31 protein-coding genes are annotated in these 25,254 nt (G+C 42.1%); 5 read left to right on the top strand and 26 right to left on the bottom strand.

Annotation, left to right across the window (positions count from 1 at the left end; translation table 11 throughout):
* Positions 1–303 precede the first annotated feature (303 nt).
* On the bottom strand, positions 304–657 hold the full coding sequence (locus V7K97_RS19990; protein WP_334802742.1) for a hypothetical protein: 354 nt from the start codon (positions 655–657) through the stop codon (positions 304–306).
* A gap of 953 nt (positions 658–1,610) precedes the next feature.
* Here V7K97_RS19990 and V7K97_RS19995 point away from each other — a divergent pair.
* Entirely contained in the window at positions 1,611–2,516 is a 906-nt protein-coding gene (locus V7K97_RS19995; protein ID WP_334802743.1) for a cation diffusion facilitator family transporter, read from the top strand.
* Between the two features lie 356 nt (positions 2,517–2,872).
* Here V7K97_RS19995 and V7K97_RS20000 read toward each other — a convergent pair whose 3' ends face one another.
* The 4 genes from V7K97_RS20000 to cbiD all read right to left on the bottom strand — a co-directional run bounded on the left by V7K97_RS20000 (position 2,873) and on the right by cbiD (position 7,793).
* Positions 2,873–3,703 carry a class I SAM-dependent methyltransferase gene (locus V7K97_RS20000; protein ID WP_334802744.1) on the bottom strand — a complete coding sequence of 277 codons (831 nt, stop codon included), beginning with the start codon at positions 3,701–3,703 and terminating at the stop codon, positions 2,873–2,875.
* Between the two features lie 170 nt (positions 3,704–3,873).
* A complete protein-coding gene (locus tag V7K97_RS20005) occupies positions 3,874–4,278 on the bottom strand; it encodes a response regulator (RefSeq protein ID WP_334802745.1) in 405 nt (134 codons plus the stop codon).
* 551 nt (positions 4,279–4,829) lie between these two features.
* On the bottom strand, positions 4,830–6,452 hold the full coding sequence (guaA, locus tag V7K97_RS20010; RefSeq protein WP_334802746.1) for a glutamine-hydrolyzing GMP synthase: 1,623 nt from the start codon (positions 6,450–6,452) through the stop codon (positions 4,830–4,832).
* A gap of 228 nt (positions 6,453–6,680) precedes the next feature.
* Positions 6,681–7,793, bottom strand: coding sequence for a cobalt-precorrin-5B (C(1))-methyltransferase CbiD (cbiD, locus tag V7K97_RS20015; RefSeq protein ID WP_334802747.1), 1,113 nt, complete (start codon positions 7,791–7,793; stop codon positions 6,681–6,683).
* A 278-nt stretch (positions 7,794–8,071) separates the two neighbouring features.
* Between cbiD and V7K97_RS32130 the strand changes: the two genes are divergently transcribed.
* Together V7K97_RS32130 and V7K97_RS20020 are read left to right on the top strand one after the other, a co-directional pair.
* On the top strand, positions 8,072–8,209 hold the full coding sequence (locus V7K97_RS32130; protein ID WP_442936879.1) for a DUF6888 family protein: 138 nt from the start codon (positions 8,072–8,074) through the stop codon (positions 8,207–8,209).
* Positions 8,206–8,379 carry a DUF6887 family protein gene (locus tag V7K97_RS20020; protein WP_334780900.1) on the top strand — a complete coding sequence of 58 codons (174 nt, stop codon included), beginning with the start codon at positions 8,206–8,208 and terminating at the stop codon, positions 8,377–8,379. Before V7K97_RS32130 ends, V7K97_RS20020 begins: the two co-directional genes overlap by 4 nt.
* A 471-nt stretch (positions 8,380–8,850) precedes the next feature.
* On the opposite strand, the gene V7K97_RS20025 is transcribed toward V7K97_RS20020, so the two are convergent.
* From V7K97_RS20025 to V7K97_RS20065, 9 genes are all read right to left on the bottom strand, one after another.
* Positions 8,851–9,096, bottom strand: coding sequence for a hypothetical protein (locus V7K97_RS20025; RefSeq protein WP_334802748.1), 246 nt, complete (start codon positions 9,094–9,096; stop codon positions 8,851–8,853).
* The gene (locus V7K97_RS20030; RefSeq protein WP_334802749.1) at positions 9,077–9,355 is read right to left on the bottom strand and encodes a BrnT family toxin; all 279 of its coding nucleotides are present in this window, start codon (positions 9,353–9,355) and stop codon (positions 9,077–9,079) included. Before V7K97_RS20030 ends, V7K97_RS20025 begins: the two co-directional genes overlap by 20 nt.
* Positions 9,356–9,548: 193 nt before the next feature.
* On the bottom strand, positions 9,549–9,848 hold the full coding sequence (locus V7K97_RS20035; protein ID WP_334802750.1) for a DUF705 domain-containing protein: 300 nt from the start codon (positions 9,846–9,848) through the stop codon (positions 9,549–9,551).
* A 153-nt stretch (positions 9,849–10,001) separates the two neighbouring features.
* Positions 10,002–10,223, bottom strand: a complete 222-nt coding sequence (locus V7K97_RS20040; protein ID WP_334802751.1) for a DUF433 domain-containing protein — start codon at positions 10,221–10,223, stop codon at positions 10,002–10,004.
* Positions 10,224–10,225: 2 nt separating this feature from the next.
* Positions 10,226–10,669 carry a GNAT family N-acetyltransferase gene (locus V7K97_RS20045; RefSeq protein ID WP_334802752.1) on the bottom strand — a complete coding sequence of 148 codons (444 nt, stop codon included), beginning with the start codon at positions 10,667–10,669 and terminating at the stop codon, positions 10,226–10,228.
* A 29-nt stretch (positions 10,670–10,698) separates the two neighbouring features.
* Positions 10,699–10,995 carry a DUF7734 family protein gene (locus V7K97_RS20050; protein WP_334802753.1) on the bottom strand — a complete coding sequence of 99 codons (297 nt, stop codon included), beginning with the start codon at positions 10,993–10,995 and terminating at the stop codon, positions 10,699–10,701.
* 37 nt (positions 10,996–11,032) lie between these two features.
* Positions 11,033–11,629 carry a DUF3177 family protein gene (locus V7K97_RS20055; protein ID WP_334802754.1) on the bottom strand — a complete coding sequence of 199 codons (597 nt, stop codon included), beginning with the start codon at positions 11,627–11,629 and terminating at the stop codon, positions 11,033–11,035.
* A 228-nt stretch (positions 11,630–11,857) separates the two neighbouring features.
* Positions 11,858–13,156: an RNA-guided endonuclease InsQ/TnpB family protein gene (locus V7K97_RS20060; RefSeq protein ID WP_334802755.1), complete on the bottom strand. Its 1,299-nt coding sequence runs from the start codon at positions 13,154–13,156 to the stop codon at positions 11,858–11,860.
* Between the two features lie 210 nt (positions 13,157–13,366).
* Complete coding sequence (locus tag V7K97_RS20065; protein WP_334802756.1) at positions 13,367–13,612, bottom strand: Calvin cycle protein CP12; 246 nt, start codon at positions 13,610–13,612, stop codon at positions 13,367–13,369.
* 532 nt (positions 13,613–14,144) lie between these two features.
* Between V7K97_RS20065 and V7K97_RS20070 the strand changes: the two genes are divergently transcribed.
* Positions 14,145–15,380, top strand: a complete 1,236-nt coding sequence (locus V7K97_RS20070; protein WP_334802757.1) for an FIST signal transduction protein — start codon at positions 14,145–14,147, stop codon at positions 15,378–15,380.
* A gap of 43 nt (positions 15,381–15,423) precedes the next feature.
* Here the strand turns inward: V7K97_RS20070 and V7K97_RS20075 are convergent, their stop codons facing one another.
* The 3 genes from V7K97_RS20075 to V7K97_RS20085 form a co-directional block, all read right to left on the bottom strand.
* Complete coding sequence (locus V7K97_RS20075; RefSeq protein ID WP_334802759.1) at positions 15,424–16,551, bottom strand: metallophosphoesterase family protein; 1,128 nt, start codon at positions 16,549–16,551, stop codon at positions 15,424–15,426.
* Positions 16,552–16,839: 288 nt separating this feature from the next.
* Positions 16,840–17,214 carry a hypothetical protein gene (locus tag V7K97_RS20080; RefSeq protein WP_334802761.1) on the bottom strand — a complete coding sequence of 125 codons (375 nt, stop codon included), beginning with the start codon at positions 17,212–17,214 and terminating at the stop codon, positions 16,840–16,842.
* The gene (locus V7K97_RS20085; RefSeq protein ID WP_334802762.1) at positions 17,211–17,543 is read right to left on the bottom strand and encodes a DUF5674 family protein; all 333 of its coding nucleotides are present in this window, start codon (positions 17,541–17,543) and stop codon (positions 17,211–17,213) included. Before V7K97_RS20085 ends, V7K97_RS20080 begins: the two co-directional genes overlap by 4 nt.
* A 92-nt stretch (positions 17,544–17,635) precedes the next feature.
* On the opposite strand from V7K97_RS20085, the gene V7K97_RS20090 reads away from it, so the two are divergent.
* A complete protein-coding gene (locus tag V7K97_RS20090) occupies positions 17,636–18,508 on the top strand; it encodes an S-methyl-5'-thioadenosine phosphorylase (RefSeq protein WP_334802763.1) in 873 nt (290 codons plus the stop codon).
* Positions 18,509–18,672: 164 nt separating this feature from the next.
* Here V7K97_RS20090 and V7K97_RS20095 read toward each other — a convergent pair whose 3' ends face one another.
* The 9 genes from V7K97_RS20095 to typA all read right to left on the bottom strand — a co-directional run bounded on the left by V7K97_RS20095 (position 18,673) and on the right by typA (position 24,984).
* The gene (locus V7K97_RS20095) at positions 18,673–19,101 is read right to left on the bottom strand and encodes a Uma2 family endonuclease (RefSeq protein ID WP_334802764.1); all 429 of its coding nucleotides are present in this window, start codon (positions 19,099–19,101) and stop codon (positions 18,673–18,675) included.
* Positions 19,102–19,249: 148 nt separating this feature from the next.
* Positions 19,250–19,516 (bottom strand): ribbon-helix-helix domain-containing protein, encoded by a 267-nt coding sequence (locus V7K97_RS20100; protein WP_334802765.1) that lies wholly within the window; start codon positions 19,514–19,516, stop codon positions 19,250–19,252.
* A gap of 249 nt (positions 19,517–19,765) precedes the next feature.
* Positions 19,766–20,008, bottom strand: a complete 243-nt coding sequence (locus tag V7K97_RS20105; RefSeq protein ID WP_334802766.1) for a YgiT-type zinc finger protein — start codon at positions 20,006–20,008, stop codon at positions 19,766–19,768.
* A gap of 373 nt (positions 20,009–20,381) precedes the next feature.
* Complete coding sequence (locus V7K97_RS20110) at positions 20,382–20,645, bottom strand: type II toxin-antitoxin system Phd/YefM family antitoxin (protein WP_196521428.1); 264 nt, start codon at positions 20,643–20,645, stop codon at positions 20,382–20,384.
* Positions 20,646–20,735: 90 nt separating this feature from the next.
* Positions 20,736–20,960, bottom strand: a complete 225-nt coding sequence (locus V7K97_RS20115) for a YgiT-type zinc finger protein (RefSeq protein ID WP_334802768.1) — start codon at positions 20,958–20,960, stop codon at positions 20,736–20,738.
* A 2-nt stretch (positions 20,961–20,962) separates the two neighbouring features.
* Positions 20,963–21,364: a hypothetical protein gene (locus tag V7K97_RS20120; protein WP_334802769.1), complete on the bottom strand. Its 402-nt coding sequence runs from the start codon at positions 21,362–21,364 to the stop codon at positions 20,963–20,965.
* Positions 21,361–22,326 carry a DNA-methyltransferase gene (locus tag V7K97_RS20125; protein ID WP_334802770.1) on the bottom strand — a complete coding sequence of 322 codons (966 nt, stop codon included), beginning with the start codon at positions 22,324–22,326 and terminating at the stop codon, positions 21,361–21,363. The genes V7K97_RS20120 and V7K97_RS20125 overlap by 4 nt, the downstream gene beginning before the upstream one ends.
* A 78-nt stretch (positions 22,327–22,404) precedes the next feature.
* Complete coding sequence (locus tag V7K97_RS20130; RefSeq protein ID WP_334802771.1) at positions 22,405–22,839, bottom strand: YfbM family protein; 435 nt, start codon at positions 22,837–22,839, stop codon at positions 22,405–22,407.
* A 354-nt stretch (positions 22,840–23,193) separates the two neighbouring features.
* Positions 23,194–24,984, bottom strand: a complete 1,791-nt coding sequence (typA, locus tag V7K97_RS20135; protein WP_334802772.1) for a translational GTPase TypA — start codon at positions 24,982–24,984, stop codon at positions 23,194–23,196.
* Positions 24,985–25,254: the final 270 nt, after the last annotated feature.

Here is a 25,254-nt window from a genome sequence, read left to right on the forward strand (position 1 = left end):
GTAACGCTGTAGGAGTTGGAATCTCTACGCTAGCTGGCGCAAGCCTGTTAGAGCAAATTCTGACGGAGATTACAGAATCCCCGTGCGTTCACGCCGGGTAGTGTCAACCGAATAGATAAGTGTAGGAACTTCACTTTTGACTCGCAATTCTCAAGCAAAAAGTCTGTTTGCTGTTCAAATTCAAAATCCGTCTTGAAAAGGTTGCTAAGTCGCGCTACCAAGCGTCGAGAACCTCGGCAAAATCTAAAATTTGTATAGTATTTTTTCTGAAAAAATCTCGAAAACCATCGAAAAATTATATTATTATCCTACTTGCTCTAAATACTGATTAATGTCTTCAATGATGCGAGTAAGTTCAGCTTCTGTAGTCAAGCGGATGTTGAGGTTGCGGACAGTCAGCAAAACTTTGGCTGCGAAGGGCGTTGGCCAGATATTAGGATTACAGAAAATTTCTAAAAATACTTCACCCGTATAACGATATTCCAGGGGAGGCTGGGGAGTGACTTTACCGCCGCCAGGAGTGGGTTTAGCGGCGACAGCTTTCAGGCGCTCCATTAATTGATCCGTCGCTGTTTTTAATTCTCGTGCTGCTTGGGGTGAAAAGCTGAAGGAGACAGAACCTTCTAGAAGGTTCAATGTTAGAGGAGTTGAAGACATTAGGTTTTTTATTAAAGCTTCTTGATAAGTACTAATATTACCGGAAGAAGGGGTCTTAATTGCACTCTGATAGTTCCCCGTGTCTTCTCTGACTTTTCACTGCATCTGGAAAATCTCTCTCCTAAAAGGAGAAAGACTTTGAATTTTCCCCCTTCCCGACGCGGGAAGGGGTTAGGTTTTTGATGGACTTTTCTACATAATTAGGACTTACGCAAAAACCCTCTTAAACTCTCATTCCTCCGTGACCTCTGTGTCCTCTGTGGTTCGTTTTCCGTTACCTGTGCGTAAGTCCTAATAATGTGAAAACTCAGGTAAGTAAGTCGGTGCTAAGATTTCCAGCTATGTTAAGGAATTTTCATGTAGGGTGTGTTGTCGCCAAGCGCCGCACCGTCAACAATCTCAGGTGCGTTGCTATAAGGCATAACACACCCTACAGCTAATTTATATTTCTTCATATACATTGAATTTTTCTCACCGACTTACTTATCTTCTGAGTGTAAATAAAACTCATTAAGCTGCTCAGTTATTCGGAGTAAGTACATTAAGACCTACGCAAAACTACACGCGGTAGGGGCAATTCATGAATTGCCCCTACCTGAAAATCATTCTTTTTGGCTATTGTTTGCGTAAGTCCTGTACATATCACTGATGGTCGTCATCATATCTTTGAAACAATTCGGTATGACCTAAGTGGATATATAAATAACAAAATTAATTAAAATATTCCTGTAATTAATGCTAAAAATATGCTGTTATCTGTAAAGCTATTACTAATACCTGTCCAGTTTGTAGCTGCTGTTAGTTAAAAAGAATCTCAATAAATCGGTATAAAATCTAGAGACTATAGAGATACTTAATTCTTACTGTGTAAGACTTTGATACACTTTATTTGTATTTATTTGTGTTTAGAGTTATACATTAGAAGTCATAGAACTTGATGTGATAAATTATCTATGACTTACGATAACCGCGCCGAAGTCCGAAAGGTTTTAATTATTACGCTACTGCTTAACCTGTTTGTACTAGGATTGAAAGCACTTGTAGGCCACTGGACAGGTTCCTTGAGTTTGCTAGCTGATGCCTTGCATAGTGTGACAGATAGCGCCAACAACGTTTTAGGATTAATTGCGAGTAAATTTTCTTCTCCACAACCCGATCGTGAGCATCCCTACGGACACCACAAATTTGAAGCAGTAGGCGCTCTAGGAATTGCCTCATTTTTAGGAATAGCCTGTTTTGAAATTTTGCAAGGAGCAATTGAGCGAATTCTCAAAGGTGGTGGTGAACCTGTGAGAATATCGCCACCTGAGTTGTGGTTATTACTAATTGTGCTGGGCGTGAATATTTTTGTGGCGTTTTATGAACGTGCTGTGGGTAAGCGGGTAGGTAGCTCAATTCTCATAGCCGATGCTACACATACCATGAGCGATATTTGGGTGACAATCTCTGTAATTGCGGGATTGATCGGAGTTTGGCTAGGTTATCAATGGATGGATTTGGTGTTAGCTTTTCCCGTGGCCTTGTTGGTATTTTGGAGTGGCTGGTCAGTTTTAAAAGAGAATTTGCCTTGGCTTGTAGATCAAATGGCGATCGCACCAGAAGTAATTCATGCGATCGCTACTTCTGTTCCAGGTGTAATTAACTGTCATGATATTGCTTCTCGCGGTGTTCTTGGTCGTCAAGTGTTCATTGAAATGCATTTAATAGTAGATGCACCAGACGTAGAAACCGCTCACCACATCACCGAAGAAGTAGAAAGCCGATTAGAAGAACGGTTCCGTCCGGTGAGAATTTTAATTCACGTCGAGCCACCAGGATATAAGTCTGAGCAAATTAGCTTTGAAACTGGAGCAAAGTAGTCTGATCAATTCCAAATCACGCCCTGTTCTGAAGCTCGAAAACCTTATACCTGTAGCGGATTACGAATTACCAATTTTTTAACAATAAAGAGTAAACTACCCACCACTGACCTGAGTACAGGTACAGTGGGGGCGCCTCAGTTGCCCTAGAAATATCAAACAAGCTTAGTTGCACGTACTCATTGAAGAAGAATTCAGAATCAAGACGCTCTCTACGAGACGCTAAAAGCGTAGCTTGCTTCCCTGTAAGGGTACGCGGACTCGCTCGCTTGCCGCCGGCGCTATCAGTGGGGGATTCTGACTCGCCACTGATTGTTCGCGCTTGCGTCTCGTATTTAATATCCTTGGACGAGCTACTACATTTTACGGGCTATAACGTACATATTGACAGTTGTGTAGTCTTCAAGTCCAGGAACTTTATTCAGAAGGCGAAGCAATGGCATCAATTTGGAAGCTCCTTGAAGAGCATTTACGGTCTCGCTAACAATCGCAAATCCGGCTTGATCAAAGGCTTGCAGAAACTCGCGGCGCTTGAGTTTATTGAGTCCAAGCTCATAGACCGAATGGCATTCGACTCCGGGATGGTGTTTATTGTAGGCTGTGACAACACGCGCATCGCCAATAATCAGATGCGCCCACGGTAGCTTGATGGGCTGTCCGATTGCGTGAAGTCCATGATCCCCAAAAGGGCTGTAGTAGAGTGGACTAAAACCAGTTATCAGCAAGCCCCCTTCCTTTAGAAGCCTTCTGATTGAGAGAAGAACTCTATCTATACCCATGATGTGTTCAAAAGTGTCTTTGGAAATTATGACATCAACCTTGCCGTCAAGCGTCGTCATCTTGTCAATGTCCAACTGATGAAACTCTATTTTGTTGGCGATATTTGGGAAGCGTTCCGCTACGATCCGGCGGGCAAATCTGATGCGATCGCTAATGAGATCAATACCAATCACCTGCTGCGCTCCCGAAATGGCTGCATCAATGGATAAAGCGCCATGTCCACAGCCGATCTCAAGGACGACTTTACCGGAGAAGTCGGGACGGCCACCGAAGCGCCGCCAGTACTTTTGCGAATCGATGATTTGTTGCTCGAAGTATTTAAGGGAGAGGGACTCATCTTCTACAGCAAAATTCTCTTCATCAAATTTGTAGTTTACAGAGGGATGTGCAAAAGTTTCCTTATTCATGTAAATTAAATCCTTAGAAGCGTGATGGGGTAGTAGAACTGTGGAGATAATAACTCTCTTTTGATGCTTGAACAATAACAAATTATTAAACATCTCCGAGAAACAATCTAAAACCCTTATGTAGCTTGGGCTGGTATCTAATTTATGGAGATGCCTGTTTTATACTGATATTAACTATTACAAGAAGCAACCAAGTTAGCAACGATCGCAACTAGTTCTCCTGGATCAACTGGTTTAGCGACATGAGTTTGAAAGCCCGCTTCCAGGGCACGGCTACGATATTCGCTATCGCCATAAGCAGTTAAGGCGATCGCGGGGAGTTTTCCCCAAATATCAGGCTTCAACGCTCGGATTTTGCGGATGAGGGTGTAGCCATCTTCACCAGGCATAGCAATATCACAAATTAAGACATCTGGTTGCAACTCAGGTAGTACTTTCAATGCTACCGCCGCCGATGCAACTGCCATGATGGTGGCTCCATCAGCTTCTAACACCGTAGTAATGTAAAAGCGGCTATCGTCATCATCATCAACTACGAGGATGTTTAAGCCAGCAAGGGGAAGAGCAGGTTCCATAACATCTCCATTAATGTTGATCAAATAAAAGTTATTTCTAACGAGCTGCTTGTTTTTTATCAGTAACCATACCATTGGTAATTTTACTGCGATCGCGCCTACTTTCCTAGACAATAACTCAATTTGTGCAGCCATCATCCAATTTGCGGCTAATTGTTCGCTGGCATTTATAATTGACTTGATAAAATTATGTTAGTGTTTAGATCTATTTACGTTTAAAAAATTAACTGTAACGAATAGTTGGAATTACAGAATAATCTTGCTAATTACTGACTGCTTTATTACTAACAGGTTTGGATTTTGGTGAAGGCTTTAAAAATTAAAAGTAGTAATAAGCTGTTCCACTTTGAACTTGCATAATTATGGCGGGCAAGACTTCGGCGTAAGCGCTCAGTCGAATCCTGCTTGCGCCACAAGACTTTGATTAAATTTAGATATCCACGAAAGTCAAAAAAAATAGACAATACCGAAGCTTAAAACAAATTAGGTCGGCATTGCCATTTTTAAATACATCAGAAATCAGGAATCAAGAGTAAATACTCAAAACTTGATTATTCCCACTCAATGGTTCCAGGCGGCTTAGAGGTGATGTCATAAACCACCCGGTTCACCCCTTTCACCTCATTCACAATCCGAGTGGAAATCACTTCCAGGACATCGTAAGGCACTCTTGCCCAATCAGCAGTCATACCATCTTCACTGGTAACAATCCGCAAAACAATCGGGTAAGCGTAAGTACGTTGATCCCCCATAACGCCAACACTACGAATTGGTAGCAATACAGCAAATGCTTGCCAGAAATCATGATACATACCGCGTTGATTAATTTCTTGCCGGACAATCAAATCGGCATCGCGTAAGATGTTTAACCGCTCAGATGTGACTTCCCCTAGAATGCGAATTGCCAAACCAGGACCAGGAAAAGGTTGCCGTTGAACAATTTCTTCTGGTAAACCAATGGAACGCCCAACCTTGCGGACTTCATCTTTAAATAGCTTCCGCAGTGGTTCTACCAATTTAAATCTGAGGTCTTTGGGCAAACCGCCAACATTATGATGACTCTTAATTTTCACCGCTACCCGCTCACCAGTTTGGGGATCAACGTTGGTGTCAGCAGATTCGATGACATCTGGATAAAGAGTTCCTTGAGCTAGATAGTCAAACTGACCGAGGCGCTTGGATGTTTCCTCAAATACACTGATAAATTCGTGTCCGATGCGGCGGCGTTTTTCTTCAGGATCTGTGACATCAGCAACTCTAGCTAAAAAGCGATCGCGAGCATTCACATACTCTACAGGAATGTGAAACTGCTCTTGAAACAGCTTTACCAATCGCTCTGGCTCATACTTTCGCATAAAACCTTGATCGATAAATACACAAGTCAGTTGATCGCCAATCGCTTTATACAGCAAGAAGGCCAGGGTAGAAGAATCCACTCCCCCAGACAGCGCCAATAGCACCCGCTTTTCACCAACTCTGGCGCGAATTTCCCGAATTGCATCTTCGACAAAAGCGGCTGTTGTCCAAGTGGGTTCGCAATCGCAGATGTGATAGACAAAATTACGAATTAGTGCTATACCGCCAACAGAATGCACCACCTCTGGATGGAATTGAACGCCGTAAAGTTTCCTTTCGTGGTCGGCAATGGCAGCACAGGGAGTATTTTCTGTATGTGCCAGCAATTCAAACCCTGATGGCATTTGGGTAACTGAGTCTCCATGACTCATCCACATGGTGGTGCCATCTTCGACATTAGTGAGCAAATCTGTGGGATCATCAATATATAATGAGGCTTTGCCATACTCAGCTCGATCGGCCTTTGCCACTTCCCCACCGAGTTGGTTCACCATCAGCTGCATCCCATAACAAACACCCAAGATGGGTATTCCCAAATTCCAGATTTCTGGGTCACAATGGGGAGCGTTATCACCATAAACCGAACTCGGACCACCAGAGAGGATGATTCCCTTAGGATTGAGTTGGCGCAAATGTGCAGAAGTAGTGCGATAGGATAAAACTTCCGAGTATACTTGAGTCTCGCGGATGCGACGGGCAATCAGCTCGGAATATTGAGAGCCAAAATCCAGAATTACAATCAATTGGCGATCAAGTCTCCCAAAATTTTCCAATATTTGGGGCGCTTGTTCTGTTGGTAGAGTCACCGCTGTATTCATGACGGGAGAGTTATCTCTGTTAAGGATAAATAGATGCTTTGTGGTCTATGGTGATGCTATTATTCAGCCTGGATAGGCTGATAATGGTGTAGAAAGCGTTGACAAACGCGAGTTTATGTGCGTTTGTCAAGTATCGGAGTGGGAGATGGTATTAAAAGGATAAATCTACCCTAGAGTGGTTACTGAAGGGATTATTTATTTGGATTGTTTACGATTATTCATAATAAATTAACATAATTTTTCGATCAACAGAGCAGCAGTTTTACTCTTCACGATAATTTTGCGATCGCGATCAAAAAGAATCGAGCCACACACTGTAACTGCTGTGCCTCTTTCAGTATGACTTTGAATGTATTCTTGGGAACGGACATCAATAGTTTCTGCGATCGCATTGTAAACTTGGTTTACCCAATCACTACCAGTTTCAGCATCTAGGGATTTTAGGTATATTAGTGCTGCTTCGGCGGTTGCACTATTAAATACAGCTTGGATATCTCGTAATTTTAAACCTGCGATCGCACACTGCGCTGCCAAAATTTCCCGGCGTCCATCAGCTAAGTAGTGATGGGTGTGAAAAATCCCTCCAGCCAGTTTCATCAGCTTACCGTGATAGCCAAATAATAAGATTTCTTTCACGCCTAGCACATCAGCTTCTACTAACATTGGGCCAAGCCAGTTAGCAGTTTTGACCAATTGCTCAGGATTAATCCCTAGTTTACGCGCCAAATCTAGGCCATTTTCCCCGATACAGAATACTAAACTCTCAAAACGACTGGCTTTATTTTGTAATTGGGCCCGAAAAACTGCAAGCTGATCTGGTGTACTTAAGGGTTGAGAAATGCCGGTTGTCCCTAAAAGGGAAAGTCCTTCAACCACACCAAAGGCAGAATTGGAAGTCCTAACAGCTAGCGATCGCCCTTCAGGTAGAATAATCGTCACCGTGATTTTTTGCCCAGGTGCTAGCATTCGTTGCAAATTCTCTTGCAACAGCTTTTGAGCATAAGCATAAATAGCTGGCTTGTCATCAGCATTTAATTGCCTACCAATCCCTTCGCCACCTTTAATAATTATTGCTTCCCCAACTTCCCTCCATTCCACCAATACCCAAATTGGTGTATTTTTAGTCAGGTCAAGATTATCACCAGGATCGCTGCGAGCGATCGCCAAAGCTGTGTTCTCAGATAGTCCTGCTACCTGTTCAATGGGGATTTCTGCGATTTGAGCGGGTTCAATTAAATCTATAGATGCTAAAGTTAGAGGTTGGCGATCGCGTAACCAATGTAAAGCTGCAACAGCAGCAGCACAGGCAAATACTGGTAGTGTGTATCCAGAACGGGACATTTTTTAAATTTAAAAGTCAAAAGAATTCTTCAAAATTGTACCCTTGCAGGGAAGCAAGCTACGCGCACCGTCTCGTAGAGAAGACAGTTTCAGACGGTAATTTAGACCCTAACTGTAGCTTGCTTCCTTCAGGGTAACGACTGAGCTAACTGGATGGAGATTACCTTTGCATCTGAGCAGACCAGATTGGTACATTCCGTTGCAACGCCTTATTCTACTGTTGTTACTTGGTGTCCTCCAGATAACCAAGCTCAGAACAGTTAAAACAGTGCTAGAGGATCAGCTGTGAGTTAACTAAAATGCTAGTATCTATAGACTTGATTACTTTCGATATCCGAACTAAAGAAGTTTACATTATAGCTGGCGATGAATTCGAGATTTTAATAGACCGCAACGGCAAAGTGAGGTATTTATGAGCAAAGAAAACTTTCAAGAAATGACGCATAAAAAACTTAAAGAATATATTCTAAATCATCGTACTGATGAAGATGCAATACACGAAGCGGTATTAAGACTTCAACGAAATGGGACAAAAAGTAGTGCCAAAGAGTTTATCGAAATAGCAAAGCAAAGATTGGGTTACTAACAAATATCGCTATCCCATGTTGAGTCCCGACTAAGCAGACTTGCCGAACTACACACCGCATTTCTTGGTTGTCATAGGGTGAACGACTTATGAACTTCTCCAACTATGCCAAGCATCTTATCAAACTGGGCGATCGCACTATCACAGTCGTCCAGAATCCTACTCACTGAGCAAACTGTCAGCCTGCAATGGATACACATGGCGTAAGCTAATAGATATACCAATGCTATGCTTAAAGGCTTGCGGTTATACTGTGTCGCCGTCTGTGACTTGTGGCATTGACTCAATTAGCAAAAAAATTGTAGGTTGGGTGGAGGCTTTGCCAAAGCCAACATCCTGATATATATTGGGTTGCGCTCCGCTTCACCCAACCTACATCTAATGCACTATTTTGCGTAGACAGTCCACTACGTGCATTTCAAAAATCAAATACTAGTCCTATATACCAACGCTATGGTTAAAGGCTTGCGGTTAGACTGTGTCGCCGTCTGTAACTTGTGGCATTGACTCAATTAGTGCCCTTAGCACCTTATTGACCGATTCTGGTGTTGTAAAAACTTGAGCTACATCTTCATCTAGAACCACAACTTTTAGCAGTTGCTTTCTTCTACTTTGAGCGGCAAAGCGGTTGGGCTTCGCCTTTTTATAATCAAAGTGGTACTCAGCTAGAAACTCGTCATTTGAATTGTATGACTCCTCAAAAGGCGTTTTGTTCATAATCTTCACACTCCCTTCGAGTGGCTAAACGGGCACTGATAATGCGAATGGCATTAGAACGTTCGGTGAAAGAAATTAATAGCAAGCGATTGTTTCGGGAGTGCCCAATAATAATCTCTCGCTTCTCACCCACTGAGTGAGCTTCATCATCAAAAATAACTGCCAGTACATTATCAAAAACGGTCTTAGCTTCTTCAAAGCTGACACCGTGTTTTGTTAGGTTAGCTGTTGCTTTTGATTTATCCCACTCAAACTCCATGTCTAAATCATATCTGAGGTTCAAAATCCCCGTTGACGATTCCGGCGATCGTGCGGCTCTTTTCGTGCGTCCACCGAATCGACGAACATAGCGAGAACCAATTGCAGCGCAGTTGTTCGGCTGCGTTCAAGCTCCAACTATGCCAACCATCTTATCAAACTGGGCGATCGCTCTATCACAGTCGTCAAGAGTCCTACTCACTGAGCAAACTGTTAGCTTGCAATGGATACACATGGCGTAAACTTCGCCAAGCCGGAAATGGTTGATCGTCAATCATTGCTTCTGGCTTTGGGAGATAACCGACGAAGCAATCCTCTAATCCAAACTCCTTTGCTGAAGCACGAGCGTAATTACTGCCTCCACTGCTCCAGCAGTACAGTACTGCTCCTTGCGCCTTTAACTGTCGAACTACTTCAATGACACTGGGTATTGGAATTCGTTTGGTTCCAACCGATCGAACAAGAGTGTCATCGACATCAACAAAAATGACCACAGTTGAGTTTTCCCTGCTAATGCTTGCGCTTAATTCTACTTAAGTTTAATTGCCCAATTTGGCATGATATCCACTAATTTGCATATTCAAATTTTCTCAATATCTTGTGGGGTGGGCAACATGAGCGCCTTGATTATGCAACTTAAATGCCGATTAGCTTACCACAAACAACTTCTTCTCACGATCGGCAGCAAAAGCTAGACACGCTTTGATGTCTTCAGAAGTTAATTCAGAAAAATCCTCTAGGATTTCTGCTTCAGTCATTCCACCAGCAAGATACTCCAAAATATCATAAACAGTGATTCGCATTCCCCGGATACAGGGTTTACCACTGCGTTTTCCAGGTTCAATCGTAATAATGTCGTGGTAATTCATTTTCAACTTCCCTCTTCATAGAATCTCTTCTGGTGTCGTACCATTAGAACGACGTTCATTCCTTTGGAAATATAGTTATCAAATCGTTCACGCAAGAGGTCTGGAACTCCGACGGGTGCAACTTCTTGAAACCCTACTTCTTGATAGAAGGATCGCAGATGCTGCCACGGAATACAGTAACAGACTTGATCAACAAGTTGCTCAGTACATGCCTGAAGTAGCTGTCTACCAATCCCTTGCTGCTGAAACTGAGCTAGAACCTGCATCCCTCGAAGCACAAAGAACCCAGCATCTGGACACAAACGTACTGCACCAACAATTTTTTCCTCTAATTGAGCAATCAGTATCAAATCTTCCTTGCTCAGACCACCTCCATAACCACAAAGACTATAAAAAACTTTAATGTCTTCAGTATCATCCAGTTTTGCTTGACTAATTATCGTCATACTGATGTATGTTACAAATTACGAATTACTTAGACTCCCACTTCTGATAATAGAGCTTCCATAGCTGACCAAGAGAGTCCTTGTTGAATATAACGAGGTGCTTCAGGATTGTAAGGACTCGCTACTCGGTCAATATTGAGAATGTTTGCCCCATCTGGCATAACTGGTACATCTGCATCAAATGCTGTAGGACGCATCAAAGAACTGGAAAAGCCTTTGAAAATAGCAATTGTATCTTGCTCATCAGCAATTTCCACCGTTACAATTAGGACTTCTTTGGTGCATTTAGCAGTGTATTGTTCCAGTCGCTTGCCTATGGAATTCATTTTTTTAAGAGTATGGGGTACGGTAACGCAGCAACGGTTACTGTGGTGTAGCTGAACGTCCCTGTTTGCCGAGCTTAATCAAAATAAAGTAGCTTAAGTAAAGCACATAAATTACTAAAGCAGTTATGCCAAGAAAACCTAAGAACTCAGCCTTGCTATTAGCATGGAAATATTCTTTGAATAGCAACGGAACCTCGAACCAGACCTGACAGTAGGAAGTTTTCAGCACATTGCCAGAAAAAGCACAACCCAAAAAAGGGATAAAGGCGAGTGTGCCCAAAAAACAATAAACAGTTGTTGCCCAGCGCCAAGAGGCAAAAATAAATTTCAAAGATCCACTGGTTTGATACTCAATTTCATCGTTGAGATCCACCCAGAACCACAGCGAAAGCGGGATCAAAATCCGAGCCATCAACCCAGAGATAAAGCTAACCGGATACTGGGCAATCATTAAGTAAATCGTAATTACCACCAGGATTGATATTCGCCAATATATAGTCAACAAGCGTTGTATGGCTTCCGTTTTTTGCACAAATGCCCAAATTAGAAGAATTAGCGGCATAACTACCAGGAATAATACTGTCAGTCGGTAATCAATCCAGACGAAAGGGCGAAACCAAATGTTATAGTCCATAATTTTCTCAAACAATAGATCAAAAAGAAGTCAGAAGTCGTAATTAATCAAGTAGCTTTTTATACTACTACCTAATTTTTATTCAGGAGTCAGTCGGACTCCAATTCATCCTGAATTCTTCTTGATAATAGTTTAATCAAAGCCCAGTGGCTACCTCAAAGCAGTACTTTGACTTCTTTGTACAAGCAAGTGGTTTGCCAACTCATACTATTTGACTAAACTGTGGGGTTAAGCTTCCCCGACCTGAAGGTACGAGGATTTCTGAAGAGTCCACAAAAGAACTTTCTTAGGCGCACTTAAAGCACCTCTACTTACTCCGCTTAAGTCAAACTTAAACATTGCAGCTACTTTTCTAAGTATATTTGCCGCCCCATTGCAATCAGCGTTTATTTTGATCCCACTCAAGGATTGATAAATACCGCGAGTTAATCTTCTGCCGCTAGCCTTCCACCCCACGGGTTTTTCACCATATTTAGGTAGAACATCATGATCTAGAAATGATGTCTTAGAGGTATAGCTTTCTTCTGTCTCAATAAAATCAATGCTGTGTTGTTCACACAATTGGGCAATGCGGTCTTTGAGTTTTGCAGTAGGTATTTGAACAAACTTTTGATTATTCTTTTTACCCATATTAGGACTGTCTTTTTGTCCGTTATTCCAACCAAAGACAACAGTACCGATTTGATTATCTATACAATGGTCGATTACAATTCTTGCTGCTTTATTTATGGCGCTACGCATCTGACGATTGCGCTTTTCTATAATGAAGCTAAGTTTTTTTGACCAAAAGCCTTGGGGCTTACCCTCCTTGATTTTAGCGATTGACTTGTTATACCACTGATTAATGCTTTTCAGGTGTAATCCATCAACGATAAAGGATGTACCAAGGTTAGAGACACAAGTCAACCAGTTATCTAAGCCGTGGTCAATTCCTAGTACTTTACTTTGATCAACATCAACACTAACTGCTGATAGTTGATAAACAAATTCTGCATAAAATTGGCGGTTTCTTGGTAGTATTCTAATCTCTCTGATAGCTGGAAAATCAAGGTTTGACGGTATTGGGAGATGAAACGCATCTATTCCAAACCAAGCTTTTACCCTGGTTCCTAAAGGAAAACGAAGCATCCCATCTTTTAATTTAATGGAACGTGCGGTAAAAGTAGCTAGTGCTAGACCTCCAGGTTGACGGTAGTTAGGTAATCTAGGTTTTGGCGATGTTGTCCCCTTTGCGATACCTTTCAATAGTCCAACATAAGACTTAAAAGACTCAGCCACAGTAGTTAATATTTGCTGTGCGGTATCTGAGTATAAAGCTTGGTAATGTTTATTTTGCTCTCTTGTACCTAACTGTTTGTGCAAGTCTGCTGATGATGGAAACTTCCCAGTTTTAAAATCTAGTTGATGGCTATAGTAAATCCCGCAATTTGTTAGATTATTAGCAACAGAACACACATATTCCAAAACAGCCTTTAATTCACTGTTTGGACTAATTAAAACTTGTTGGCAGCCATAATTAATTGTCATTAAAAGATATATTGAATACCCGGATCACGGATAAATATTGAAGGCGAATAAATTCGCCGTTGGCACTTCCTCCACTGTCTCAAGCCAAGTGGCTTCCGTGCCGTTCGGCGATTTTCTTTTGAGTCTCCGCGTCCCCCACTCTCGGCGTCTTTTTTGGTCAATCCTGGTTGCTTGCTGACCAAACAACAGAAAATTCAGTTACCTCAATTCCTAGTCGTCGTAAACCCGGCATTCAATTGCATCTGGGTTGTCATCACAATACTGTTCTAGAGAATTTTTTGGCTTGCTTTGACGCTTGTGGGAAGCTTCGGCTTGCAACTCTTCTACTGCATCCCAAGCAGCTGCACACTCTGGTGAGTTGCCACCGTTAATATCACAGACAGCACGCGCTTGTTCTACTTCTTCTTGGATTTTCTCTTGGATGTCGCTTTTTGCTGTTTCTTGGATGTTGGTCATTGCTTTAATCTCGTTGTGTGTTGTTAATACTAGTATAGAAAAAGTTCAGAAATAGCATTTTTTGGGTTGATTACTAACCATTCTAACCATTTAGCTGATCATTAAGTTAGTATTTTAGGCTATTGATTTATAACCAATACAGCAAACTGGCGCACTTACAATGCATTTACTTATATCTTGCACCAGGCGACTGGAAGTCGCGGCTACACAGGCAAAACCCGCCTGCGCGGGTTGAAAACATTGATTTTGCGTTAGTCCGCGCAGGCGGACTTCGTTTGTATAGCCGCGATTTCTAATCGCCAGGGCTAGGTGCAAGATGTGAGTTTACCTTTATTTTTTAAGATTTTATGGAATCTGTAGGATAGATAAATAATCATACAATATATTTAGATGCCTATATTAGGGAATGACAACCCCAACTTCTTGGGATGGAGGAGACAAAGGGCTGGCGTCAATTCTTATAAGATGCAATTCTTCCCAAAATAAAAAATCAAAACCTATTAGCCCAAAAAGAGAAAGAAGCTCAAAACTCATGGCAGACCAAATGCAGTGGGCCAACGCCCTATCAACCCGTCATTCTTTGGAAGCGGCTGTTACAGATGTGGTGGAACGGGCTGTTTCATCGTTAACAGCACCTGCGGATCTAGGACTGGTATTCATTTCGTCTGCTTTTACGAGTGAGTATTCCCGACTGTTACCTTTGTTAGCTGAGAAACTTTCTGTGCCTGTGCTAATTGGCTGTAGTGGTGGAGGTGTGATTGGGACGACAGTTAGCGGAGATACCCAAGAGTTAGAATCCGAACCAGCTATTAGCTTGACTTTAGCACACCTTCCAGGAGTTAAGGTTCAAGTTTTTCATGTTGTTGCTGAAGAATTACCTGACTTAGACAGTTCACCAGATGCTTGGCTTGATTTGATCGGTGTGCCAGCATCACCAACACCCCAGTTTATTTTGCTGTCTAGTTCTTTCGCCTCTGGAATCAACGATTTGTTGCAGGGACTAGATTTTGCTTATCCAGGATCGGTGATTGTGGGGGGACAGGCTAGTGGTGGGGGTATGGGTGGTCGTGTTGCCCTATTTTGTAACGATGCTAGCGGTGAGGAACACCAAAATCTGTATCGAGAGGGCACTGTTGGTATAGCTTTGACTGGCAATATTGTTTTGGAAACGATTGTAGCCCAAGGATGCCGACCGATTGGTAAACCATTGCAAGTCACAAAAGCCGATCGCAATATTATTCTAGAGTTAGATGAGAAAGTGCCTCTGGTGGTATTGCGAGATTTGATTGCCAGTCTCAGCGAACAAGAACGGATGTTAGCACAGCATTCTCTGTTTGTTGGTGTGGCAATGGATGAATTTAAGCTAGCTTTGCAACAAGGGGACTTTTTAATTCGTGCTATTCTTGGGGTCGATCCAACTGCTGGGGCGATCGCAATTGGCGATCGCGTCCGTCCTGGTCAAAGGCTGCAATTCCACCTCCGCGATGCCCAAGCCTCTGCTGACGACCTAGAATTACTCCTCCAAAGTTATCAACACCAACGAGAATCTGAACCCTCTGCCGTAGCTGCTTTAATGTTTGCCTGTTTGGGACGAGGTGAAGGACTTTATGGTAAACCCAACTTCGATTCTGAACTATTTCAGCGCTACCTTAACGATATTCCCGTAGGTGGCTTTTTCTGTGGCGGTGAAATTGGTCCTGTTGGTGGCAGAACCTTCTTACACGCCTACACTTCAGCATTTGGAATTTGTCGCCAAAATGAGTACTGAGTGATGAGTGCTGAGTAATGAATCAGGTTCTAACTCCAAACTCCTAACTCCTATCAAGCAAAAGTGTGGTGTTATTATCAATCAGAGTCGAATTTCCACTAGTGGCAATGCCAGGGTTAGACTGTGATGCACCATAAGTCTCAATGTAGCGCTGCACTTCTAGGGGAAAATCAGGGTAATCTAATACTGCATCTCCATCGGCAATAGTTGCCCAGAAGTCGCGCAAACCAGGAGCTAATTTTTTTGCCTGTGATAATGGTAAGTTTAATGGAGAGTGAGTTAGTAACTTGATTAGGAAGGGGAAAGAGCGATCGCCCATCCACTGCCTTGACGACTGTTGCAAGTCGGGGAACTCAGGGACTGACTCAACGCGATGGGATAAAATTTGCAACCATTCTTTACCTTGATTATCCCGATGAAACTCTAGCACGCGGTAAGGGTGAGGATAGCTAACTAAAGAGCCAGTGGTAATATCATATATTCCATCTGAGTAAGCAATATCCTGAACGTGCAAATGCCCCGTAAACACTAGCTTGACTCCGTAGCGCCTCAGCAACTCTAACAGTTCTGCTGAATTGGACAACATATAGCGATTTGCTAGTGGATGGTTCGATTGATTGGGCAAATGCTCGACCACATTATGATGCACCATCACCAGAACTAATTCATCACCAGATGCCGCTAGCACTTCTTCTAACCACCGTAGCTGTTTGGCATCCAAATACCCCACTTGCTCCCCCTGGTCATTAAAGGAGTTAGAATTCAGTCCAATCAGCTTAACTCCAGGTAGCAACTGACGAATGTAGTAAATCTGCCGTGGATCTTCATAGCCAAACTTCGTGTAATAGTAGGGAAAATCCGCAAAAGCAATTGATTGCTGATCAGCCAACAGCACAGGAACGTCATGATTCCCAGGAACAACATACACCGGAAAAGGTAGCTGGGCTAAACATTGTTGTAACCAGGCGTGGTTTTCTGGTTCGCCGTGCTGGGTTAAATCTCCTGGTAACAACAGGAAATCTAAATCGAGTTGTATTAAATGTTCTAGTACACTTTTAAATGCTGAGATACTGACTTCCACCAAATGAAACCGGCTGGGATGATCCCAAATTGTATGGGGAAGTGCCAGGTGTAAGTCGCTGACTACCGCGAAACGAAAATTGAGAGTCATTGATTTATGAAAATGTTAAAAGCAGGGGTTAAAATAAGCCTTTTCCCAAAAGTATAACCCTTACTTTCTCTCGCTGCTGAGGAGTGCATTTACTTAATATTTGTATACATGAAGCTGCGATCGCACGCTATGGTGACGATTAATTTAAGGGCTAATCGTAACCATTCATGTCCAAAAATTATCGGAAATTTGATTGCGAAAAATTAATATAGCAGTTTTCGTTTGGATGCAAGATCCGGTGGGAGGTTCAGGAGATTCGAGAGTTTGCCCAAAACTAAAATTCGGAAGTCAAGCGCTCAGTGATTCCGGTTGTCTACCCGATATTTCTACAACGCGCTTCAACCAATTTTCTGTTTGTTGAGCAGCAGATAGCTTTTCTGTAGCATCCGACCAGATTGTATCCCACTTAAACAGCCAGCGCGTCAAAACCCGAACTAAGTCAACTAACTCTGCTGCTCGGTCGATGTCGTCTGCTTTTACCATATCTGGGACAATCCACTCAATAAAATACCTACTCTCTTTAACAAGTTGTATAATCGAGTCCTGATGCGACCCTTCAAGCCACAAGGTTTTAATTTGAGATAAATTTGCTGCTAAGTGACCCAAACGAGTGGGGATATCATTCTGCACAAAGCTTTGTTGCTTCAAGGTAAAGTCTGTCATAAGTTACCGAAAAACTCCTTGATGATTTGAGCCATCCTTTCTTTAATATTAGAGTCAAGTATCTCCATTGATCGGTTTTGGCGAGGGCGAAGATTTACCATTGACTCATAAATAACTTTCCCAGTTACAGGCATAAAACTGGCAGCCCAAATATTTTGTTGCCTACTGCCCTCATTCAACAAAACTTCTTTACAGTCAGCGTGCATATCACCACCTCCAACTATTACCCGACGCTCGATATCAACTGCAAGTTTGATGTAGAACTTGTGTTCTTGGAGCATCTGCTCTATTTGTTCAGGAGTAGCACGAGCGCGAATTAACAGAATCAATATGTTTTCCTCACTTCTAAGCGTTGAGTCAAGAATACAAGACATCCACGATAAAATAACTTAGCAGATCAGCAAGAAACAGGTTCAGAATCATGGCTCAAGCTAGTATTGGAATTATTGGTGGTAGCGGTCTTTATAAAATGGACGCGCTCAAAGATGTCGAAGAGGTGCAAGTTGAGACTCCTTTTGGTTCACCATCTGATGCTTTGATTCTGGGGACTTTAGATGGTACAAAGGTAGCTTTTTTGGCGCGTCATGGACGCAATCACACGCTTTTACCCTCTGAGTTACCATTTCGCGCTAATATCTATGCGATGAAGCAATTGGGTGTGAAGTATTTAATCTCAGCTAGTGCTGTGGGTTCCTTGAAAGCAGAGGCCAAACCACTGGACATGGTGGTGCCAGATCAGTTTATTGACAGGACAAAAAATCGGATTTCAACGTTTTTCGGTGAGGGAATTGTTGCTCACATTGCCTTTGGCGATCCGATTTGTCAGAATTTGGCTACTGTGTTGGCAGATGCGATCGCATCTCTCAATTTACCAGAAGTCACTCTCCATCGCGGCGGTACTTATGTGTGCATGGAAGGCCCGGCTTTTTCCACTAAGGCAGAATCGCATCTTTACCGCAGTTGGGGTGCAACAATCATTGGGATGACGAATTTACCAGAGGCGAAGTTGGCCAGGGAAGCAGAAATTGCTTATGCAACCTTAGCGCTGGTGACAGATTACGATTGCTGGCATCCAGATCATGATAGTGTGACAGTAGAGTTAGTAATTGGCAATTTGCTGCGAAATGCTGTGAATGCTCAAAAGGTGATTCAAGAAACTGTACGCCGGTTGAGTGAAAATCCGCCAACCAGTGAGGCGCATTCGGCGTTGCAGTATGCGATTTTGACTCAGTTGGATAAAGCACCCGCAGCGACCAAGGAAAAGTTACGGTTATTGTTGCAGAAGTATTTGTAGTATTTGTAGTGAATGAGCGATCGCACCATTAGCCAACTGAAATCATCCGAGCGATCGCTTTATCTGAACAATCCCAACAGGCTTTTGTTGATTTACAGTGGAATAAACTAAAATTATTTACATAAATCATCCCACAAATTTTACAGTACACTTAGGTAATGATGTCAAATTTTTCGCTGTAACCAAGCAAAAACTTCATCGACAGAGAGGGTAAAATTCAAATCTTCTAACACTGGTAATATATCTTTTCCTGCTAGCAAATCTGGTAAAGAATTAGGCTGATAAACTAAAATAGAGCGTTCACTTGGATCAATCAACCATCCTAGCTGACTGCCATTTCTCAAACAGTGCAAAATATTGCCAGTTACTTTAGTTTGGCTTTGAGTAGGGCAAAGAATTTCTATTACCCAAGGGGGTGCAAAATCAACATCACTGCTAATAATTTCACCGCTTTCATCCAGTGGTACTTGATTGGTGGAGATAACAACCACATCAGGAACTACTGAACGATTACCGCAGGTACAGCGTAATTCAGGAAAAGCTTCGTAGTCACTTTCCAATGTATCAATCACTGCAACTAAACGTTTTTGCAATAAACTGTGTTTACCCCCTCCCAACCGATTTAACTATTTTTCTAGAAAAGTGTCCTTACACTCTTGTACAATTATTAGATGAAAATTATTTACCTTAAATAATTTTCATTGATATCTCGACTAGCAAGAATGTTGATGATGTAGCGACTCATGCTTGCACCTGATGTCCTTGTCGAAACCGCTTTAGAATTTGGTTTACGAATGTCTCCCCATCAATAGATGGTGTTTGGTCTGAAGCGAAAATCGCCGCATCAATTTTTTCTCGCACATCTTCCACCCATTCAGCATCAGCGCGATCGTATTCATCCAGTAATCTTAAAGCAATTTCAAGGGCTTCTTCTGCGGAGCGATATTTCCCAGCCTGGAGCTTGGTTTGAATAAATCGTTCTTGGTCGGGTGTGAGGCTGATGCTCATAGAAAACCTCTATTTAGATTATTCACCATTTTAAGTGAAAAAACTCATCAGAATACCGACGGCGAGGAGCTATGTCTAAGACGGGCTGTTCGGTGACGCACTATATATTATTATGATGGAATTAATGAGCGATCGCGATCGCACCGTAAATATATGCTGTGCTTTAGCGATCGCTTTCTGCAATAATCCCTGCTGACTAGCGATCTGTCTTTACCAACAACTTGAGGATCTAACGTTACACAGCGTTGATTATGCTGATTCTAGATGAGTGACCGGAATTTGTTCGGTTCTTTCAGGGGGTTTCGCTCCAGTTGCAACAGCATGAACCGCATGAATAATATCGGCAGAATAGTACCGATTGCCACAGGTATCACAAACACTAATCGTCACATCTTCGAGGATGACAAATCCATCTCTATGTTTAAATGCCTCGCGCTTGACAATTCGAGGTTGAACAGCTCCTTCGCAATACTCGCATCTATATCCATACATACGGCTAGCCTTAAGCTTCAGTGACTTCACAAACAGTGACAATTAGATAAATTTTTATATTAATTTCTGCAATAGATTATAAATATCCCCTTTATCACCTTCTTTTCGTAAGCCTACACCAACAACCAATACTACCACTTTATCAATTTCTACTTTGTAAAGTATACGATAGCGCTGACCAACAGCCCTAACACTACGATAATTGATAAGCTTTCCAGTTAAAGGTTTTCCCTATTTTTCTGGATCTGTTTTTAACTTATCAATACGTGAACTTAAAACTTTCTGGTGACGTTTATCTTTAATATTTTCTAACATCTCTAATGCTAGAGGTGTTAACTGAATTTCAAATTCAATATTATCAGACTGTGGTATATCAGAGTCCGAGTTTGAGTTTGGCATCATTCCAACTAATAGTTTCTCCTCTCTCACCTTGAGCTATACTTTCTTGTAATTCTTGGGTAAATTCTTTATCAGATAAAATTTCCAGAGTTTCTAGTAAAGATTCATATTTCTCAAAACTAATTGCAGCTATTACTGGTTTACCATGTTTGGTAATAATTATTGGATCTTCTTTTAAATCGTCTGGTAAATCTAGAAGTTGCTCTTGTGCTTCTGTAATTGTTAGGTATTTTAGCATATTCTAGTTGATAAATAATAATTAACTACCATTATATCACTTGCTTGAAAAACCAGCCTAAACCTAGTCCGATTTTCTAGAAAAATGTTCTTACACTCTTTCAAAATTACTTAGATGATAATAATTTACCTTAAATATATCAGTCTTATCTGTGCCACAGGTATCACAAACACCAATTGTCACATCTTCAAGGATGACAAATCCATCTCTATGTTTAAATGCCTCGCGCTTGACAGTTCGGGGTTGAACAGTTCCTTGGCAATACTCGCATCTATATCCATACATACGGCTAGCCTTGAGCTTCAGTGACTTCATTATTATTCGCTTTCCTCGTTCTCACCTTCCTCAATTTCAACTTCTTCCAGAGACTGCCCATTACTACTGAGTAACTGCCAAATATCACGATAAAATAGATTGTCAATGGTCTGGATGTGTTGTGAAAGCAATCCATCCGTAATCATATTCGGACGAATATCGCAGTAATATATACCATCAAGTGGATTTAGTTTGATAGTGTAAGCTTTGAAGTGTCCTGGCAAAAACGTTGCATTAATGCCATATTGATAAAACTGGTAATGATTTTCATTTTGTGAAACAATTCTGGCTTGTAAGCCCGTCGCTATAAATTGTAGATAATTTCTACAAAAGGTAATATAGTTTGGAATAGTCTGAAAACGTTGTTTATCTACTGCGTGATTTACCAAATATTCTAGACTCATCGGATAGACTCTCTTCGTTCTGCATTTTTACGATCAAAGGCTATCCATTCTTCCTTTGTCATACGACGGACATTTTCTAATCGTTTAGTTGCCCAACAGTTGTACTCAATATTTAGATCGCATCCCATCCAGCGACGCTTAAGCTGTTCTGCAACCACAAGAGTTGTTCCTGAACCTGAAAATGGGTCAACGACCAAATCTCCTTCTTTGGATGATGCAAGAACAAATTTTCTCAATAATTCTTCTGGTTTTTGAGTTGGATGGGGTGTTGTCTCACCCATCCCATTACAAGTAGTAGGAATCTCTATGACATCTTTAGGCTTGGCACCTTTTGGATTAGGTGTCCAGTTATTGTGTTTATTGATTGCTCCCTTTCCGTAGGCGCTTGTCTCTGCTTGCGGGTGAGATGGATATTTTAATGTATGTGCGCCATAAGGAATTCGCACATCGTCAATACTTAGTTTAACGGCATCAGATTTACGAAAATGAATGATGCTTTCATGAGAACGTCCCCAATCACTACCTAAGTTAGCCTTGTTTTTATAGTGCCAAATTAACCAACGACAATTTTTGAAATATTTTGATGCTGGATGCTTTAAATCAGCCAAGATTTCGGAAAAACCACAAATATAAAAAGAGCCAGTTGACTTTAGAATACGTGAAGCTTGACTAATCCATTGAATTGACCACTCAATATATTTCTCTTGGTTCTCAAAGTTGTCCCAATCAGCTTTCTTAATGTTATAAGGTGGGTCAGCAAAAACTAGATCAACGCTTTCAGTATCAAGCGATGTAAGCCAATCAATTGAATTACCTTGATAAAGTTGTCCATGAGGATGTGTGTATTGCAGTTGAAATCCTTGTGTTAAAGGTTGCAACTCTTGTTTACTGACTTCTTGCTCTGAAACTCTAACATCTAAGGAAGTTTGTGGCATATTCAATGCACTATTAGAACTGACCATTTTCGTTCATCCTCCGTTGCTTGCGAAACGCCCAATAATCCCAACAGGCGAATGTTTATCTATTGTTAAGGAAGGCAGCTAGGACGTGATATACATTAACATCGCCTTGTTTTGAAATGCAGCCTTTTGGTAAAAACTAACAACTGCTGGGTAACACCACAAAATGTAATCAAGCCCACTATCGCCATCCCGTTCCCAGATACCGATTGGGTAAACTTCTTGTTGATCCATGTCACGCGGTGAGTAACGAGATGCTAGAACTTCATGCGAAGTTTCAGATAGTGCTTGGGTAACTTGACGAACCTCATTAGGTAAAAGATACCGAATTCCAATCCAACCAAAGAAGATTGGTTTTTCATCGCCACCGATGGAGTGATTTCCAAACACACACCAGGATAAAGGAGGTGTTCCGCCATCAGCACTACCTGTTAATAAAAAGTGTAATCCTTGCCACTTCTTCTCAATTTCTAAGTAATCACCTGATGTATCAAGTTCTTGATCAATATATAACAATGCTGAAATTTATTCTGTGGTAGAGCAGGAGAGAAACTTATCCAATTCTTCAGGGGTAACAGCTTTGAAATTACCGTACATTCCCATAACTTTACTCCTTTGGATGCCAGCAATTAAGCCTGATATCATGTCCGCTTGATTACTTATTAAACCCGAAGAACCCCACCCCGCCAAAGCTATGCTTCGTCTCCCCTCCCCGCAAGCGGGGAGGGGATTAAGGGGTGGGGTGCAATGACTGTGGGAATCATAACTAATTATGCGGACATGATATGACTAGTTAATTTAAAAAAGCTATAACTAACAAATTAAAAAGCCCGCATCTGCGGGCTTTTTAAATGAATCAACTAACTAAACTTACCGTTTTGCCAACTTCTTCGACATCTTCCGCAGACGAATTGATTGGGGTGTAACTTCCACCAATTCATCGGCGGCGATGTATTCCAAAGCACGCTCTAGGCTCATGTCTATCGGTGCTTGCAGTTGCACCAATTCATCACCACCAGCAGCGCGGTGGTTGGTTAACTGCTTGGTCTTACAGATATTCAATTCCAAATCTTGGGAACGAGTGTGTTCTCCCACAATCATGCCTCTGTAAACCTTTGTGCCGGGAGTAATAAAGAATGCTCCTCTATCTTCGGCATTTCTCATGGCGTAGAAGGTAGAAACGCCTTCTTCAAAGGAGATTAAAACGCCTTTGTTACGGGCTTCAATATCGCCACTCAGTTGACGGTAATCTAAGAAGCTGTGGTTCATGATGCCTTCACCACGAGTCATCCGCATGAATTCACCCCGGAAACCAATCAATCCACGGGCGGGAATGACAAACTCTAGCTGGGTGCGATCGCCACTACCTGGTTGCATATCTTGCATTTCGCCTTTGCGTTGTCCCAGGCGTTCGATACAGCTACCCACACCATCAGCAGGAATATCTAACACCAAAAGTTCGTAAGGTTCGCAAGGTTGACCGTTGACTTCGCGGTAAATTACCTGTGGCTGAGATACCTGAAACTCGAAACCTTCCCGCCGCATGGTTTCAATTAAGATACCTAAGTGGAGTTCTCCACGACCGGAAACGAGGAATTTATCGGGAGAATCGGTTTCTTCGACACGCAAAGCAACGTTGGTTTCGAGTTCGCGGAATAGGCGATCGCGTATTTGTCTTGATGTCACCAACTTACCTTCTTGACCAGCAAAGGGCGAATCGTTCACCCAGAACGCCATTTGCAAGGTTGGTTCATCCACTTTAATTAGTGGTAAAGCTTGCGGTTCGTTGGGATCAGTAATGGTTTCCCCAATATAAGCATCAGCGAAACCAGCCACCGCCACAATATAACCTGCGGTTGCTTCTTCCATGTCTATGCGCTTTAGTCCTTCAAAGCCCATTAACTTGGTAATTTTACCCTTGACAATGGTACCATCTTCTGTAATTAAAGCTGCTTGTTGTCCTGAGCGGATTGTACCGTTGTGAATTCTGCCAATCACAATCCGTCCCAGATATTCAGAATAATCTAGGGTTGTGACTTGTAATTGCAGAGGCTTAGTGCTGTCGCCCACTGGTGATGGAACGTGTTTCAGAATCGCGTTAAACAGGGGTTGCATATCTATTGATTCTGCTTCCAAGCTGTCCTTGGCGAAACCTGCCATACCGGAGGCAAACAGATAGGTAAAATCACACTGGTCTTCATCTGCCCCTAATTCCAAGAACAGATCCAAAACTTTATCAACAGCAACGTGGGGGTCAGTTTGTCCACGATCAATTTTGTTGATAATAACGATGGGGCGCAGCCCTTTTTCCAAAGCTTTTTTCAGGACAAAGCGCGTTTGGGGCATGGGGCCTTCATTGGCATCGACAATCAGAAGACATCCGTCAACCATGCCGAGTACGCGTTCAACTTCGCCACCAAAGTCAGCGTGTCCAGGAGTATCAACAATATTAATTAGCGTATCTTTGTAGCGAACGGCTGTATTTTTAGACAGGATAGTAATACCCCGTTCCCGTTCTAGGGCGTTGGAGTCCATAACGCAATCCGGAACGTCTTCGCCTTCGCGGAAAATGCCGGATTGTTTGAGGAGTGCGTCAACCAGGGTGGTTTTGCCGTGGTCAACGTGGGCGATAATTGCGACGTTGCGAATTGGGAGCGTCATAGAAGCTTTTGGTGAACTCTAGAGGGGGTTTTAAGATTTACATTTGAATACTAGGCTTTTTTAACAGAATTGGGTATGATTAGCAGAACTCTGTAAAGAACCTTTAATAATTCTAGCGTAATCGTCACAATTGCGGTGAGGTTTGTCAAGGCTGCGTTGCGATCGCCTGAGTACACTTCACCGTAAAAGAAGTTCGGAATATTGAGACTTGATGGGGAAGTTTGCCTACCTTTAACCAGTTGATCTGAGGAACTTATGTAGTTAATTTAG

It is taken from the genome of Nostoc sp., from assembly GCF_036917815.1.
Classification (GTDB): domain Bacteria; phylum Cyanobacteriota; class Cyanobacteriia; order Cyanobacteriales; family Nostocaceae; genus Nostoc.

Excerpts from the sequence above, each read along its gene's own strand:
- V7K97_RS20055 (WP_334802754.1), bottom strand. The coding sequence starts at position 11,629 with ATGGACTATAACATTTGGTTTCGCCCTTTCGTCTGGATTGATTACCGA.
- V7K97_RS20075 (WP_334802759.1), bottom strand. The coding sequence starts at position 16,551 with ATGACTCTCAATTTTCGTTTCGCGGTAGTCAGCGACTTACACCTGGCA.
- V7K97_RS20020 (WP_334780900.1), top strand. The coding sequence starts at position 8,206 with ATGAGCAAAGAAAACTTTCAAGAAATGACGCATAAAAAACTTAAAGAA.
- V7K97_RS20005 (WP_334802745.1), bottom strand. The coding sequence starts at position 4,278 with ATGGAACCTGCTCTTCCCCTTGCTGGCTTAAACATCCTCGTAGTTGAT.
- V7K97_RS20045 (WP_334802752.1), bottom strand. The coding sequence starts at position 10,669 with ATGACGATAATTAGTCAAGCAAAACTGGATGATACTGAAGACATTAAA.
- V7K97_RS20125 (WP_334802770.1), bottom strand. The coding sequence starts at position 22,326 with ATGGTCAGTTCTAATAGTGCATTGAATATGCCACAAACTTCCTTAGAT.
- V7K97_RS20025 (WP_334802748.1), bottom strand. The coding sequence starts at position 9,096 with ATGAACAAAACGCCTTTTGAGGAGTCATACAATTCAAATGACGAGTTT.
- V7K97_RS20110 (WP_196521428.1), bottom strand. The coding sequence starts at position 20,645 with ATGCTAAAATACCTAACAATTACAGAAGCACAAGAGCAACTTCTAGAT.
- typA (WP_334802772.1), bottom strand. The coding sequence starts at position 24,984 with ATGACGCTCCCAATTCGCAACGTCGCAATTATCGCCCACGTTGACCAC.
- V7K97_RS20040 (WP_334802751.1), bottom strand. The coding sequence starts at position 10,223 with ATGAATTACCACGACATTATTACGATTGAACCTGGAAAACGCAGTGGT.
- V7K97_RS20090 (WP_334802763.1), top strand. The coding sequence starts at position 17,636 with ATGGCTCAAGCTAGTATTGGAATTATTGGTGGTAGCGGTCTTTATAAA.
- guaA (WP_334802746.1), bottom strand. The coding sequence starts at position 6,452 with ATGAATACAGCGGTGACTCTACCAACAGAACAAGCGCCCCAAATATTG.
- V7K97_RS20105 (WP_334802766.1), bottom strand. The coding sequence starts at position 20,008 with ATGTATGGATATAGATGCGAGTATTGCGAAGGAGCTGTTCAACCTCGA.
- V7K97_RS20030 (WP_334802749.1), bottom strand. The coding sequence starts at position 9,355 with ATGGAGTTTGAGTGGGATAAATCAAAAGCAACAGCTAACCTAACAAAA.
- V7K97_RS20050 (WP_334802753.1), bottom strand. The coding sequence starts at position 10,995 with ATGAATTCCATAGGCAAGCGACTGGAACAATACACTGCTAAATGCACC.
- V7K97_RS20100 (WP_334802765.1), bottom strand. The coding sequence starts at position 19,516 with ATGAGCATCAGCCTCACACCCGACCAAGAACGATTTATTCAAACCAAG.
- V7K97_RS20065 (WP_334802756.1), bottom strand. The coding sequence starts at position 13,612 with ATGACCAACATCCAAGAAACAGCAAAAAGCGACATCCAAGAGAAAATC.
- V7K97_RS20115 (WP_334802768.1), bottom strand. The coding sequence starts at position 20,960 with ATGAAGTCACTGAAGCTCAAGGCTAGCCGTATGTATGGATATAGATGC.
- V7K97_RS20060 (WP_334802755.1), bottom strand. The coding sequence starts at position 13,156 with ATGACAATTAATTATGGCTGCCAACAAGTTTTAATTAGTCCAAACAGT.
- V7K97_RS20000 (WP_334802744.1), bottom strand. The coding sequence starts at position 3,703 with ATGAATAAGGAAACTTTTGCACATCCCTCTGTAAACTACAAATTTGAT.
- V7K97_RS19990 (WP_334802742.1), bottom strand. The coding sequence starts at position 657 with ATGTCTTCAACTCCTCTAACATTGAACCTTCTAGAAGGTTCTGTCTCC.
- V7K97_RS20070 (WP_334802757.1), top strand. The coding sequence starts at position 14,145 with ATGGCAGACCAAATGCAGTGGGCCAACGCCCTATCAACCCGTCATTCT.
- cbiD (WP_334802747.1), bottom strand. The coding sequence starts at position 7,793 with ATGTCCCGTTCTGGATACACACTACCAGTATTTGCCTGTGCTGCTGCT.
- V7K97_RS20120 (WP_334802769.1), bottom strand. The coding sequence starts at position 21,364 with ATGAGTCTAGAATATTTGGTAAATCACGCAGTAGATAAACAACGTTTT.
- V7K97_RS20080 (WP_334802761.1), bottom strand. The coding sequence starts at position 17,214 with ATGACAGACTTTACCTTGAAGCAACAAAGCTTTGTGCAGAATGATATC.
- V7K97_RS19995 (WP_334802743.1), top strand. The coding sequence starts at position 1,611 with ATGACTTACGATAACCGCGCCGAAGTCCGAAAGGTTTTAATTATTACG.